Here is a 14,605-nt window from a genome sequence, read left to right as displayed (position 1 = left end):
CCGTGTACAATAACGCGCTATTTCTAAATGCCTGAGGCAAAGTTGTGATCGAAAAATTGCGTAATATCGCCATCATCGCGCACGTCGACCATGGTAAAACTACCCTGGTTGATAAGCTGCTACAGCAGTCCGGTACGTTTGATGCTCGTGCCGAAACTCAAGAGCGTGTGATGGACTCCAACGATTTGGAGAAAGAGCGTGGGATTACCATCCTCGCCAAAAACACCGCTATCAAATGGAATGACTACCGTATCAACATCGTTGATACCCCAGGGCACGCCGACTTCGGTGGTGAAGTTGAGCGCGTGATGTCCATGGTGGATTCCGTGCTGCTGGTGGTTGACGCATTTGATGGCCCTATGCCGCAAACGCGCTTCGTGACCAAAAAAGCATTTGCCCACGGCCTGAAACCTATCGTTGTGATCAACAAGGTTGACCGTCCTGGCGCGCGTCCTGACTGGGTTGTTGACCAGGTCTTCGACCTGTTCGTTAACCTCGACGCGACCGACGAACAGCTGGACTTCCCTATCGTTTATGCGTCTGCGCTGAACGGTATCGCCGGTCTGGATCACGAAGACATGGCGGAAGACATGACTCCGCTGTACCAGACGATTGTTGACCGCGTTCCTACGCCAAACGTTGACCTGGAAGGCACCCTGCAAATGCAGATCTCTCAGCTCGACTACAACAACTACGTTGGCGTAATCGGCATTGGTCGTATCAAGCGCGGTAAAGTGAAGCCTAACCAGCAGGTCACTATCATCGATAGCGAAGGCAAAACCCGTAACGGTAAAGTCGGTAAAGTTCTGACTCACCTGGGCCTTGAGCGTATCGAGAGCGACATCGCTGAAGCGGGCGACATCATCGCCATCACCGGTCTGGGTGAACTGAACATCTCCGACACCATCTGCGATCCGCAGAACGTCGAAGCGCTGCCAGCCCTGTCCGTTGATGAACCAACCGTATCCATGTTCTTCAACGTCAACACCTCTCCGTTCTGTGGTAAAGAAGGTAAGTTTGTTACCTCTCGTCAGATCCTTGACCGCCTGAACAAAGAGCTGGTGCACAACGTTGCGCTGCGCGTTGAAGAAACCGAAGACGCTGATGCATTCCGCGTTTCGGGTCGTGGTGAGCTGCACCTGTCTGTTCTGATTGAGAACATGCGTCGTGAAGGTTTCGAGATGGCGGTTTCCCGTCCGAAAGTTATCTTCCGCGAAATCGATGGCCGTAAACAAGAGCCATTCGAAAACGTAACGCTGGACGTTGAAGAGCAGCACCAGGGTTCTGTGATGCAGGCACTGGGTGAGCGTAAAGGCGACCTGAAAAACATGAATCCAGATGGCAAAGGCCGCGTACGTCTCGACTACGTGATCCCAAGCCGTGGCCTGATCGGCTTCCGTTCTGAGTTCATGACCATGACTTCCGGTACCGGTCTGCTGTACTCCACCTTCAGCCACTACGACGACGTTCGTCCGGGCGAAGTGGGCCAGCGTAACAACGGCGTGCTGATCTCCAACGGTCAGGGTAAAGCGGTTGCGTTTGCGCTGTTCGGTTTGCAGGATCGCGGTAAGCTGTTCCTGGGTCACGGTGCTGAAGTTTACGAAGGCCAGATCATCGGTATTCACAGCCGTTCTAACGACCTGACGGTAAACTGCCTGACCGGTAAGAAACTGACCAACATGCGTGCGTCCGGTACTGACGAAGCAACGGTTCTGGTTCCACCGATCAAGATGACCCTGGAGCAGGCTCTGGAATTCATCGATGATGACGAACTGGTCGAAGTGACGCCTCAGTCAATTCGTATCCGTAAACGTCACCTGACCGAGAACGATCGTAAACGTGCAATGCGCGGTGCGAAAGAAGAGTAATTCGGTTATGCCGTAGGCCGGGTAAGCGCATGCGCCACCCGGCAACGAAAAAGCCGCTGAGCGATCAGCGGCTTTTTTTATTAGAACGAATACCGCAACCCTAAACGGATCCGGTACTGCTCGCGGTTGTAATCATTCCATCGGTCCAGCCACTGTAGCTCAAGATACGGCAGCCAGTTTCTGTCGATCTTATAGCTGAATTTATTGGTAATTTCCCAGTGATGGTCTTTGCCATTTTTGCTGTGGTAATCATTCACCCGCTGGAAAAAGTGCGGCTCAAAGGTGTAGAAAAACGCATCCGTCACTTTGAAATTCCAGTAGTTGGCAAATTCATGTGTGTCGTTCTTATCCATCTGCCCGTTATAGTCCGGCGTATCGTAATTGTTATGGTTATAGCGATAGCGGAACGTCAGATTAAACCAGTCCGTAAATTTATAGTTAGTATCTAAATAAACCGCGCCACCTGATCCTGCGCTGCTGTCATTAATCAAGCCGCCGGGCTGGAAGGTCAGTTTGTGGGTCGGTTTGAAGAGTGGATACCACCCCTCAATTTCGTTATAGCTGTGCTTCAGTTCGTCCCATTTCCCCACGTTATAAGCGTTGGTGAACATCAGTCCCGCGCCCATATCGAAGTTATAGCCCGCACGCAGGATCACTTCGTGCAGCTCAGAGGCGGTGTTGTAGGCTTCGCGCGTTTCGACATAGGCCCCGGCAAAAACCGGGCAGGACACAGACGACACGATCAGTACGGTGATGATTCTTTTCATAATTTGTCCATGTATCAGGTACAGAAAGGCCTCCCTCCTGATAAACAGGAAGGACATACTGGCCGGATTTATTGTTATAAAGTGACTGCTGACGCTTTATTGTTGGTGGTTATCTCAGGGGTATTTGCTGTCTGTTTTTTCCGTTTTCCAATCTCCTCGATAATAAAGGCGAAGCGCGCTTCGTTGAGTTTATAAAACAGCCCCATGGTCACGGCGGCAACGATCGCCAGGCCGCACGGCCAGAGGAAAATAAGCTGACGCAACCCAAGCAGCGTGCCTGCGCTCTGTACGGCATGGGGAACATAGCCAATCTGGGTCAGCATGATACCGGGCAGAAAACCGGCCAGCGCCGCGGAGATTTTGCGCGAGAAGGTATAGCCGGTATACACCGACCCTTCGGCGCGGATCCCGGTTTTCCACTCGCCGTAATCAACCGTATCCGGCACCAGCGCCCAGTTCAGGCTGTTCACAAACGCGGTGCCGAAAAAGGCCATGCAGGAAAAGAGCACGAACAGCAGGGAACTGGTTCCCCAGACGAAGTTCAGCACGTCGCCCACCGCCCACAGCGTCAGCCCGCCCAGATAGACCGGCTTCTTGCCAAAGCGCTTCACCGCGCCAGGCACCAGAAACACGCCAATCAGAATGCAACCCATGCTGAAAAAGCCCATCCACGACAGGAGATGCAGATCGTTCAGCACGTACTGGGTGTAATAGACCTGAATCGCCAGCTTGATGTTAAACGCGGCGAGGGTACACAGGTTGGCGATGCACAGCACCAGCAGCGGCGGATTGCGGAAAATCGCGCAGAACGATTTCAGAATGCCGGGTTTATGGTGATCGGGCGTAAGCTCGACGTAGCGCTCTTTCACCCCGCTGTAGCACCACCACATGCAGAACAGTCCCCCGGTGACGAACATCAGCGCGGCCACCAGATAGCCGAGTGAGGGCTGGCTGACGAACAGCGCCTGAATCGGCATAAAGCCGACAGTGCAGAGCAACAGTCCTACCGTTGCGCCGCCCTGACGCCACGCCGCAAGCTGCGCGCGCTCGTTCGGGTTTTTGGTGATGGCCGGAACCATTGCACCGTAGGCACAGTTCATCAGGCTGTAGCAGAGCCCAAACATCATGAAGAGCACGGTGGCGAGAGCCGTTTTCACCGTCAGGCTAAAGTCGTTGGCCATAAACTGCGCCGTGGCCACCAGCGCCACCGGCACGGAGGCGTAGAGAATGAATGGCCGGAATTTCCCCCGCGCGCCGATATTACGCCGGGAGTCCAGCAGCACCCCGGTCAGCATGTCGGTAAACGCGGTAAAGAACTTGGCGACCAGAAAAATGATGCCGCCGTAGAACGCGGGCATGCCCAGCTCGTCCGTGTAAAACTTCAGCAGATACAGCGTGCCAATACACAGCATCAGGTTCGAGCCAAAATCACCCATCCCGTAGGCGCACTTCTCTCGCAGGCTCAATTTCAGGGTTAACGGATCAGTATTATGTGTCATGGTCGATCCTCAAAGCGCCCCGCAGGGCGCTCAATCACGTCATTTATGCCGTACGTTTGCGCAGCTCAATTTCTTCCACGATGCGCACATACATCTTCTCGTTAAGGTTGTAGAAGCAGCCCATCGCCACGATGGTGATGACTGCCAGCAGACTCGGATAGATAAATATCAGCTGCCGTAGCCCTTCAACCGTGCCGGCGGATTGCACCACGTTGGGCACATAGCCGATCTGCGTGAGCATGATCCCCGGGAAGAAGCCCGCCAGCGCCTGCGATACCTTACGGAAGAAGGTAAAGCCGGTGTAGACCGTCCCCTCGGAGCGTACGCCGGTGCGCCACTCGCCGTATTCCACGGTATCGGACACCAGCGCCCAGTTCAGGCTGTTCACGAACGCGGAGCCGAAGAACGCCAGGCAGGAGAACGCCACGAAGCTCACCGAGCCGCCGCCGAAGAAGTAGTTAAGCAGATCGCCCGCCACCCAAATCATCAGCCCGCTGATGTAGACCTTTTTCTTACCGAAGCGCCGCACCGCGCCGGGCATCATAAAGACGCCGATAAAAATACAGCCCATGCTGAAGAAGCCCATGTACGACAGCAGGATCGGGTCGTTCAGTACGTACTGCGTGTAGTAGACCTGAATGGCGAGCTTAACGTTAAAGGCGCCCAGCGTGCACAGGTTAGCGATGCACAGGATAAACAGCGGACGGTTCCCGGCGATGGCGCGAAACGACTGCAACAGCCCCGGTTTCTGCGCCGGGTTAGCAGGCTGCGTCTCGACGTAACGCTCGGTTACGCCTTTATAGCACCACCACATAAAGAACAACCCGAACAGCGAGAAGAGGGTGGCGGCAAAGATGTAGCCAAGCTGGTCGTTGCCCTCAATCAGGTTCATCACCGGGACAAAGCCCACCGTACAGAGCAGCAGACCCAGCGTGGCGCCGCCCTGGCGCCAGGCGGCCAGCGAAGCACGCTCGTCCGGGTTTTTGGTAATGGCGGGCACCATCGCGCCGTAGGAGCAGTTCATCATGCTGAAGAACAGGCCGTACAGCATGAACAGCACCGTCGCCATCACCGTTTTACCGGTAATTTCAAACGGTGTGCCGACGAAGTTAGCTATCGCCAGCAACGTTACCGGGAAGGCTGCATACAGCACGAACGGGCGGAATTTCCCTTTCGGGCCGATCTTGCGCCGGGAATCGAGCATGATCCCGGTGCCCATGTCGGTGAAGGCGGTAAAAAACTTCGCAATCAGGAAGATAATCCCGCCGTAGGTGCCAGGCAGCCCCAGGACGTCGGTGTAGAACTTCAGCAGATACAGCGTGCCGATATCAAGCAGGATGTTAGAGCCGAGATCGCCCATCCCGTAGGCGAGTTTTTCTTTAAACGGCAGGCGCAGGGTTGCCGGATCAGAAGTATGTTGACTCATTATTGTTCTCCGTCTGCCCGCAGGTTTCCCCGCGGGCGAGCCTTATCAGATATGACGTAAGGTGCTAAACAGATCTGCCCATTCGCTGTGCTGGCGATAGAAGACCGGCGGTTTGCCGAGCGGGGCATCAACGGTGATGTCACCGCCCTGGCAGGTTTCCCCGGTCCACGCATTGACCCAGGTGTCCTGCGGCAGATAGAGCGACCAGTCGCGGCGTCCCTCTTCATGAACCGGCGCCACCAGCAGATCGCGGCCAAACAGGTACTGGTATTTCAGCGTGTAGGCGCGCGCGTCGTCCTCGTAGTGCAGGAACAGCGGGCGCATCACCGGTAGGCCGCTCTTCGCGTTCTGCGCTACCGCAGCTTTGATGTACGGCTTCAGAGTGGTGAAGACGGTGGTCATGCGCGCGAAGTGGGCGATGGTGTCCGCGTCGCCGTCGAACTGCCAGTTGTCGCCAGGGCGGTTGCCCTCGTGGGTACGCATCATCGGCGTAAAGGCGCTGAAGTCGCACCAGCGCAGCAGCAGCTCTTTGCTGCGCTTCATCTCGAAGAGGGTCGTATAGCCGCCAATGTCGCTGTGGTGCAGCCCGTGCCCGGTCATCGCCAGCGACAGCGCCGCCGGTACGACGGACGCCAGACCATCGTCCAGGCTCCAGTCGACGTTCTGATCCCCCGCCCACATCATCACCGAGTGCTTCTGGCTGCCGGTGTAGCCCGCGCGCATGAAGAACAGGATCTCCCCGAGCTTGCCGGTCTCCTCCAGCGCTTCGTAGTTACATTTCGCCCACAGGGCAGGCCAGGCGTTATGCATGATCTCCGCGCTCACGCCGTTGTGCAGGAAGGTATCGGTCGGCAGATATTCCCCGAAATCGGCCATCCAGCCGCCGCAGCCCAGTTCGATCAGGTTCTTTTTGATCACCTCTTTGTACCAGCTGTAGGCTTCCGGGTTAGTCAGGTCGATAACGCCCGCGTAGAACTCGCCGAACTCAACGTGGTAATCCTTGCCGTCGGCATCTTTGGTCAGATAGCCGCGCTTCGACGCCTCTTCGCAGAGATCTTTATCGCTGGCGACGTACGGGTTGATATAGGAGAGGAACTGCACGCCTTCCTCTTTCCACTGCGCAATCCGCTCATCAAGCTGCGGATAGAGCGTGCTGTTCCACTTCCAGTTCCACATTACGCGTTTACCAAAGGAGGTCATCCGGATGCCGGACCAGTCCTGCGCCCAGATGCCGTTTACCTTCACGCCGCCCTCGCGCATGGCGTCGAGCTTCTGCTGACACACCTCGGTGCCGCCCTGAATACCCAGCGTCACGCCGTCGTAAACCCAGTCCGGCAGTTCAGGCTGACGCCCCAGCAGGCCGGTCAGTTTTTCCAGCAGATCGACGTAGGTTTCTGCGCATTCGAAGCGCAGCGTGGCGTTATCTTCCCAGAATGCCAGCTCGTGGAAGTCCGGCGCGCTGAAGTCGAAGTTCATATAACAGCTGTTATCCATGTGGCAGTAGTACTTCTGGGTGCTCACGAAGGTAGGCTGTGGGAAGAAGGTCCAGTAGTAATCGCCGCCCGCGTTCTCTTTGCAGTCGGCCTGCCAGGTGACGTAGGTCTGCTTGTTGCGTCCCACGCCCTGCTCGCTGGTCCACAGCGGGAACGGCTTGCCGCGCAGATCGAAATACGAGAACTGCTCGCCGCAGCCGTAGATATGATCGTCAGGCTGAGCCGCCAGCCGCAGCCAGATGCGGTTATGGCTGGCGGCGTCATTTTTCAGCTTCAGCTCCAGACGGCCCTCACCATCCACGCCCACCAGCAGCGTCGCGCTCACCGCGTCGCCGCGGGTAAAGCGGATTGCCCAGCCCGCGCTTTGCTGCGTGACGGTCGCGTTCGTCAGGGCAATCTTTTCGTTAAGCTTGTCTTTGATGCTGAAATTGCCGCGAAACATCTCGATATCCGCCTCACCTGCGCCGATCCACAGGCAAGGGGCATCCGCGGTGTGGGATAAAATCAGACGGTCCTGCCAGCGCAGGGTGAAACCACTTTCGTTATTTTTCAGGTCAATATTGTGTAGGGTACGCATAAAAACTCCGTCTTTATTATTTGGCCAGGCTATCCAGTAATCCGGCGGCGACGGCAGGGGCTAAGCCCGGCGCCAGCGGCAGACGAGGGATCACCAGGCAGTGCAGCAGGTGGTAAATATCCTGCTTGCCGTCCCAGACTTTGGTGGTCACTTCGTTATTGGTGTCCAGCTCCTGCCACCAGGAACCGTTTTCGTAATCCATCAGGTACTTGATGCAGTAATCCCACCATTTCTGATACCAGGCTTCGTACTGCGCCTCGCCAGTGACGGTGTAGAGCGCGTAAGCCGTGCCCATCGCCTCGACGATTGGCCAGCGCACGCGTTCGCGCACGATAGGCTTGCCGTCCCAGCCCACGGAGTAGACAAAGCCGTCCGCCCCGTCGGGTGCCCAGGCGTCGCGAATAGTGGCGTGAAACAGGCCTTTCGCATCTTCCAGCAGCCACTCCGGCGGGGTTTCAAAGCGGGCTTCCAGCGCGGCGCGCAGGTGCAGCATCAGGCGGCCCCACTCGATCCAGTGCCCCGGCGTGCCGCCGTAGGCGCGGAAGCGGTGGGCAGGGTTATCGATGTTGTAATCGCGGATCGGGTTCCAGCTGGTGTCGAAATGCTCGTTAACGCGGTACTCCCCTTTGCGCGCCACGTCGTGAATAATCACCGAGGCGATGCGCAGGGCGCGGTCGAGCCATTTCCGGTCGTGGGTCACGTCATAGACGATGAGGAAGGCTTCCACGGCGTGCATATTGGCGTTACCGCCGCGGTAATCTTCCGTTTTGCTGAAGGCTTCGTCCCAGGACTCCAGGCACATCTGCTCCTGTTCGCTCCAGAAGTAGCGCTCAATCACCTCGATGGCATCGTCCAGCAGCTTGCGTGCCTCGGGGTGGCCGGTGGTCACGGCGCTCGCCGCGCCCAGCAGGACGAAGAAGTGCTGATAGCCCTGCTTGGACGCATCAATCACGCCTTCATCGTTTACGCAGGCGTACCAGCCGCCGTGCTGTTTATCGCGCAGCGGACCGTTCAGGGCATTAATGCCGTGCTCAACCAGGGCGTACGCGCCGGGGCGCCCCATGTTCGCCGCCACCGCGTAAACGTGCAGCATGCGGGCGGTGATCCACAGATGGGTGCCCATATCGCTGCGCACCTGCCCGTTATTGCCCAGCCAGCCAAAGCCGGTCGGTACGGCGGCGTTTTTACCGAAATCGAGAATGCGGTCGGTCTCTTGTTCGAGCCAGCGGTTATGGCTCAGGGTGTTAAACCATTTCATGTTCGGGTCCTTTCTTAACGGCGAGCCATCATTTCGTCGACGATCTCACCCAGACGCTGAAGTTTTGGCACGGAAATATCACGCAGCATCATCTCGGTGTCCGGCAGGCCAATCACCGATGACCAGACGGCGCGACCGGCTAAAAAGCCCGATGCCCCCGCCTGCATGGCGACGCTTACGGCACGCGGGAATAACTTATCGTCCACGCCGGAGGAGAGGATCACCCACGGCATGGCGATGTTCTCGTTCAGCTTCTGCGAGGCCGTCAGTAGCTCGTGCTGCGTGCCCTTACCAAACAGCGGCATTTCCACTTTGTAGAGGTCGGCACCGCTGTCGCCCAGCTCTTTGGCCGCATCGATAATCGCCTGCTCGCGGTCAAACGCGGCGCCGCGGCGCGGGGGACGCACCACCGGCTCGATAATGCTCAACAGTCCGTTGTCGTGGCACAGCGTATTGAACGCTTTCACCATTTCCAGGCGCTGCTGCGGATCTTCATCGCTGCGCCACAGCACCAGCAGCTTCAGCGCCTTACCGCCATCGCGTTTGACCGCCTGCGCGTCAACGTTCTTGTCGATCACCACGCTGTCGACCGGAATGCCGTTCCCCGGGATAAACTCGTCGGCGGCGACAATCATTGCGCAGCTTTTGGCCACGGCCTGCTGCTCGACAATCTGGCGGTAGCAGAACTGCTGGTCGACGAGGATCGCAGAGGCGTACGGCGACAGAATTTTCGCCGCATTGACCTTAAAATCCGTCAGGTGCTGATCGGTTACCGGCACTGGCGCGCCTGCGGCAGCAAACATCAGGCGCATCGCTTCGCGCTGATCCACGGCCAGCATTGCAAAACCGCCGGAAGGTCGGGTGATATCTTTCAGGGTGTACATCGTCATTCCTCAGTCCTTTCGTATCAGTGTGGTTTTTTCAGCCCGGCAGATGCGCGAACCTGTTCAAGAATGGCTGTCCAGTCTTCGCGCCCGCGCCCGGCGGCGCGTGCCTGGTTGTATACTTCGCGGGACGCCGCGCCCAGCGGCATCGGAACGTGGAGCTGGTTGGCCACGTCGAGGGCGATCCCCAGATCCTTATGCGCAAGGTCGATCATGAAGGCGGGTGAAAGATCCCCTTTCAGCACCTTGTTCGGCCAGGATGTCGTGAAGTGGCCTTTACCCGCCGGCGTGCCGCTCATCACCTTGAGCGCCACGTCAAAGGAGAGGCCAAGCGCTTCGCACAGTACGGCGGCTTCGGCGGAAAGGGCGTTCAGGGCGATGCTCATGTAGTTATTGATGAGCTTCACGCGGATGCCCATTCCCGGCCCGCCAGCGTTAATCAGTTCATTGCCCATCGCCATTAAAACGGGGGTGGCGCGCTCAACCTGCTGCGCCGTACCGCCCGCCAGCAGAAGCAGCGTACCGGCGATGGCATGATCAGAGGTGCGTCCGACGGGCACGTCCATCAGGCTGAAGCCTTGCTTAGCCATGTCGCGGATCAGTGCGTCGGTTTGCAGCGGGTGAATGGTGGACATATCAATGACCAGCGCGTCGCGGGATAACCCTTCGCACACGCCGTGCTCGCCGAACAGCACGCTGCGCACCAGGTCGCCGTTTGGCAGCATAGTGATCACGAATTCGGCATCCGTTGCTGCCTGTGCGGGCGTAGCCGCCGCCCGGGCGCCGCTCTCTACCAGCGCCTGAACCGCCTGCGGGTTCACATCAAAAACGTTAAGCTGGTGGCCCTGTTTCAACAGATTCTTCGCCATGGGCGCGCCCATCTGTCCTAAGCCAATAAATGCGATTGCTGACATGCCTCTCTCCTGTCACATCGTGTCAATTTTTGCGCGTTTGTGGTGTCTGTTTTTGATCGTATTTGTAATTTATAGTCAAAAAATTGACACGGGTCACTTTTTAAACATTTGGTGAAATTAAAATGAAGGCATCAGAAATCGCAGAAGGAATCACCATGACTCGCATCGTTTGTGTCGGCATTACCGTGCTGGATCGCATCTGGTATCTCGATGATTTACCGAAAGAAGGTGGGAAATATGTCGCAAAAGACTATACGGAAGTGGGCGGCGGCCCGGCGGCAACGGCGGCAGTGGCAGCCGCGAAACTGGGCGCGGAAGTGGATTTTATTGGTCGGGTGGGAGACGACGATACCGGCAGACGGCTGCTCGCGGAGCTGGAATCCCTGGGGGTGAACACCCGCTATACGCGCATAGTTAAGGGAGCCCGATCGTCGCAATCGGCGGTGCTGGTGGACGCAGGTGGGGAAAGAGTGATTGCCAACTACCCCAGCCCCGATCTCCCTGCGTCGGCAGACTGGCTGCAAGAAATCGACTTCTCTCAGTGGGACATTGTCTTAGCCGACGTGCGCTGGCATGACGGGGCAAAACAGGCATTTACCCTGGCCCGCCAGCAGGGCGTACCGACGCTGCTGGATGCGGATGTCACCCCGCAGGACATCGCGGATCTGATTGCCTTAAGCGACCACGCGGCCTTCTCCGCGCCAGGACTGCGGCGTTTAACGCAGCTGGATGAAACCGAAAACGCGCTGAAGAAAGTACAAACGCTCACAAATGGACATGTGTATGTTACGCAGGGGCGAGACGGCTGTTTCTGGCTGGAAAACGACACGCTATGTCATCAGCCTGGTTTTGAAGTGAACGTCATTGATACCACCGGGGCGGGCGACGTGTTCCACGGTGCGCTGGCGGTCAGCCTGGGGCAGAAATTACCCGCCGCAGACGCCGTGCGTTTTGCCAGCGCCGTCGCAGCACTGAAATGTACAAAGCCCGGCGGGCGCGCGGGTATACCCGACTGTGATCAAACCCGCTCTTTTTTGTCACTTTTTGTATAAAATGCGGGGCGTGATGGTTTTCAGAGGACAGCCCATGAGCCTTACCGAACTGACCGGCAACCCGCGTCACGATCAGCTGCTGACGCTGATTGCCGATCGCGGCTATATGAACATTGATGAACTGGCGCAGCTGCTGGATGTCTCCACGCAAACCGTGCGCCGGGATATCCGTAAGCTCAGCGAGCAGGGGCTGATCACCCGTCATCACGGCGGCGCGGGCAGGGCATCCAGCGTGGTCAACACGGCGTTCGAACAGCGTGAAGTCTCGCTTACCGAAGAGAAACGGGCGATTGCCGAAGCGATTGCGGACTATATTCCCGACGGTTCGACCATTTTTATCACCATCGGGACGACCGTGGAGCACGTTGCCCGGGCACTGCTTAACCATAATCATCTGCGCATCATCACTAACAGCCTGAGGGTGGCACACATTCTTTATAAGAATCCGCGCTTTGAGGTGATGGTGCCCGGCGGTACGCTGCGCCCGCATAACGGCGGCATTATCGGTCCTGCGGCAACAGCGTTCGTGTCAGGATTTCGCGCAGATTACCTGGTCACCAGCGTCGGGGCGATAGAGCACGACGGCGCGATGATGGAATTTGACGTTAACGAAGCCAGCGTGGTGAAAACCATGATCGCTCACTCCCGTCACATTTTACTGGCGGCCGATCATACGAAATACCACGCCTCCGCGGCGGTTGAAATCGGCAACGTGGCGCAGGCGACGGCGCTGTTCACCGATGAGCTGCCCGGCCCGGCGCTGCAAAATCACCTCAAATCCAGCAAGGTTGAGGTTGTCGAAGTCAATTCCGGAGAAGAGCAGCAGGCTGGCTGAAAATCCTATGGCCCGATATTGCGATTCGGGCCTTTCCTTTCTCTAAGCTGAATCTGGCGCATAGCTAAAGTTTCTCTTTCCCGCTACAGTTACTTTTCCACGGCGAAAGGAGATAAACATGCTTTATATCTTTGACTTAGGAAATGTAATCGTCGATATCGATTTTAACCGGGTGCTGGGCGCATGGAGCGATTTTAGCCGTGTTCCGCTGGCGACGTTAAAGCAGAATTTCGCGATGGGTGAGACTTTCCATCTGCACGAGCGCGGTGAGATCAGCGATGAAGCGTTCGCAGAGCGTTTCTGTCAGGAAATGGGTCTCTCGTTAAGCTACGAGCAGTTTTCCCACGGCTGGCAGGCCATATTTGTCGCGATCCGCCCCGAAGTGATCGACATCATGCACAAGCTGCGCGAGCAGGGGCATCGTGTCGTCGTCCTGTCGAATACCAACCGCCTGCATACCACCTTCTGGCCGGATGAATACCCGGAAATCCACGCGGCGGCAGATAAGGTGTATCTCTCCCAGGAGATGGGGATGCGTAAACCTGAGGCGCGTATCTATCAGGCGGTATTGCAGGAAGAAGGATCCACGGCGGCGGATGCGGTCTTTTTTGACGACAACGCCGATAATATAGAAGGGGCTAATCAGTTAGGTATCACCTCCATTCTGGTGACCGGAAAAGAGACGATACCGAACTACTTTGCGAAGCAGTTATGCTAAAAACCGTTCATCAAAAAGCCAATCACCACACGCGCCCGCTGAGGGCGTGGCTGAAACTCCTCTGGCATCGCATTGACGAGGACAACATGACCACGCTGGCGGGCAATCTCGCTTACGTGTCCTTGCTCTCGCTGGTGCCGCTGGTGGCGGTGATTTTTGCGCTTTTTTCGGCGTTTCCGATGTTTGCCGATGTGAGCATGCAGCTTCGCCATTTTGTTTTCGCGAACTTTATTCCTGCCACCGGCGATGTGATCCAGAACTACATTGAACAGTTTGTCGCTAACTCCAGCAAGATGACGGCGGTGGGGGCATGTGGGCTTATTGTTACCGCGCTGCTGCTGATGTACTCCATCGACAGTGCGCTCAACACCATCTGGCGGAGCAAAAAAGTCCGCCCGAAGGTTTACTCCTTTGCCGTCTACTGGATGATTTTAACCCTTGGCCCATTGCTGGCGGGGGCAAGCCTGGCGATCAGTTCCTACCTTCTTTCGCTGCGCTGGGCGACCGACTTAAACAGCGTGATCGATAACGTGCTGCGTATCTTCCCGCTGATTTTATCGTGGCTTTCGTTCTGGCTGCTCTACAGCGTGGTACCAACCACGCGCGTACCCAACCGGGATGCCGTGGTGGGTGCGCTGGTCGCGGCGTTGCTCTTTGAGCTGGGCAAGAAAGGATTCGCGCTTTATATCACCATGTTCCCCTCTTATCAGCTGATTTACGGCGTGCTGGCGGTGATCCCCATTTTGTTTGTCTGGGTCTACTGGACGTGGTGTATCGTCTTGCTTGGCGCCGAAATAACTGTCACTCTCGGGGTCTACCGCGAACTCAAAAAAGCAGCAGAAGCTGAAAAACAACAAGAAGCAGACCAACCATGATTGCATTGATTCAGCGTGTAACCCGTGCCAGCGTCACCGTGGCGGATGAGGTGACGGGTGAAATTGGCCCAGGACTTTTGGTGCTCCTGGGTGTCGAAAAGGACGACGACGAACAAAAAGCCAACCGCTTGTGTGAGCGCGTACTGGGCTACCGCATTTTCAGCGATGCGGAAGGCAAGATGAACCTGAACGTTCAGCAGGCGGGCGGCAGCGTGCTGGTGGTCTCCCAGTTTACGCTGGCCGCGGATACCGAACGCGGCATGCGCCCGAGTTTTTCGAAGGGCGCGGCACCGGATCGCGCAGAAGCCCTTTACGAGTACTTTGTTGAGCGCTGTCGCCAACAGGACATGAATACACAAACCGGACGATTCGCTGCGGATATGCAGGTTTCGCTGGTGAACGATGGCCCCGTCACATTCTGGCTCCAGGTATGAGCCAA

Annotated in this window: 13 protein-coding genes; 6 read left to right on the top strand and 7 right to left on the bottom strand. The window is 57.0% G+C overall.

Annotated elements, in window-relative coordinates; all coding sequences use genetic code 11:
* Positions 1–44: 44 nt before the first annotated feature.
* Positions 45–1,868, top strand: a complete 1,824-nt coding sequence (typA, locus tag FZF21_RS21800) for a ribosome-dependent GTPase TypA (protein WP_149121137.1) — start codon at positions 45–47, stop codon at positions 1,866–1,868.
* Positions 1,869–1,948: 80 nt separating this feature from the next.
* Here the strand turns inward: typA and ompL are convergent, their stop codons facing one another.
* The 7 genes from ompL to yihU all read right to left on the bottom strand — a co-directional run bounded on the left by ompL (position 1,949) and on the right by yihU (position 10,686).
* On the bottom strand, positions 1,949–2,635 hold the full coding sequence (gene ompL / locus FZF21_RS21795; protein WP_047638098.1) for a porin OmpL: 687 nt from the start codon (positions 2,633–2,635) through the stop codon (positions 1,949–1,951).
* 74 nt (positions 2,636–2,709) lie between these two features.
* On the bottom strand, positions 2,710–4,134 hold the full coding sequence (locus FZF21_RS21790; protein ID WP_149121138.1) for an MFS transporter: 1,425 nt from the start codon (positions 4,132–4,134) through the stop codon (positions 2,710–2,712).
* Between the two features lie 43 nt (positions 4,135–4,177).
* Positions 4,178–5,560: an MFS transporter gene (locus FZF21_RS21785; RefSeq protein ID WP_003861932.1), complete on the bottom strand. Its 1,383-nt coding sequence runs from the start codon at positions 5,558–5,560 to the stop codon at positions 4,178–4,180.
* A gap of 45 nt (positions 5,561–5,605) precedes the next feature.
* The gene (locus FZF21_RS21780; RefSeq protein ID WP_149121139.1) at positions 5,606–7,630 is read right to left on the bottom strand and encodes an alpha-glucosidase; all 2,025 of its coding nucleotides are present in this window, start codon (positions 7,628–7,630) and stop codon (positions 5,606–5,608) included.
* Between the two features lie 16 nt (positions 7,631–7,646).
* Complete coding sequence (gene yihS / locus FZF21_RS21775; RefSeq protein ID WP_023304653.1) at positions 7,647–8,888, bottom strand: sulfoquinovose isomerase; 1,242 nt, start codon at positions 8,886–8,888, stop codon at positions 7,647–7,649.
* A 14-nt stretch (positions 8,889–8,902) separates the two neighbouring features.
* Complete coding sequence (gene yihT / locus FZF21_RS21770) at positions 8,903–9,778, bottom strand: sulfofructosephosphate aldolase (RefSeq protein WP_017382671.1); 876 nt, start codon at positions 9,776–9,778, stop codon at positions 8,903–8,905.
* A 17-nt stretch (positions 9,779–9,795) separates the two neighbouring features.
* A complete protein-coding gene (gene yihU, locus FZF21_RS21765; protein ID WP_032672236.1) occupies positions 9,796–10,686 on the bottom strand; it encodes a sulfolactaldehyde 3-reductase in 891 nt (296 codons plus the stop codon).
* Between the two features lie 155 nt (positions 10,687–10,841).
* Between yihU and FZF21_RS21760 the strand changes: the two genes are divergently transcribed.
* The 5 genes from FZF21_RS21760 to dtd all read left to right on the top strand — a co-directional run bounded on the left by FZF21_RS21760 (position 10,842) and on the right by dtd (position 14,600).
* A complete protein-coding gene (locus FZF21_RS21760) occupies positions 10,842–11,738 on the top strand; it encodes a sugar kinase (RefSeq protein ID WP_047736687.1) in 897 nt (298 codons plus the stop codon).
* A 34-nt stretch (positions 11,739–11,772) separates the two neighbouring features.
* Positions 11,773–12,573, top strand: coding sequence for a DeoR/GlpR family DNA-binding transcription regulator (locus FZF21_RS21755; RefSeq protein WP_003861944.1), 801 nt, complete (start codon positions 11,773–11,775; stop codon positions 12,571–12,573).
* 118 nt (positions 12,574–12,691) lie between these two features.
* Positions 12,692–13,291, top strand: coding sequence for a glucose-1-phosphatase (gene yihX / locus FZF21_RS21750; protein WP_017694048.1), 600 nt, complete (start codon positions 12,692–12,694; stop codon positions 13,289–13,291).
* Positions 13,285–14,166, top strand: coding sequence for a virulence factor BrkB family protein (locus tag FZF21_RS21745; protein ID WP_003861949.1), 882 nt, complete (start codon positions 13,285–13,287; stop codon positions 14,164–14,166). Before yihX ends, FZF21_RS21745 begins: the two co-directional genes overlap by 7 nt.
* Positions 14,163–14,600 carry a D-aminoacyl-tRNA deacylase gene (gene dtd / locus FZF21_RS21740; RefSeq protein ID WP_015569909.1) on the top strand — a complete coding sequence of 146 codons (438 nt, stop codon included), beginning with the start codon at positions 14,163–14,165 and terminating at the stop codon, positions 14,598–14,600. Before FZF21_RS21745 ends, dtd begins: the two co-directional genes overlap by 4 nt.
* The last annotated feature ends 5 nt before the right edge of the window (positions 14,601–14,605 follow it).

Origin of the sequence: Enterobacter sp. LU1, assembly GCF_008271405.2 — a bacterium.
GTDB lineage: Bacteria > Pseudomonadota > Gammaproteobacteria > Enterobacterales > Enterobacteriaceae > Enterobacter > Enterobacter hormaechei_C.
This window is presented reverse-complemented; position numbering and strand designations above follow the sequence as displayed.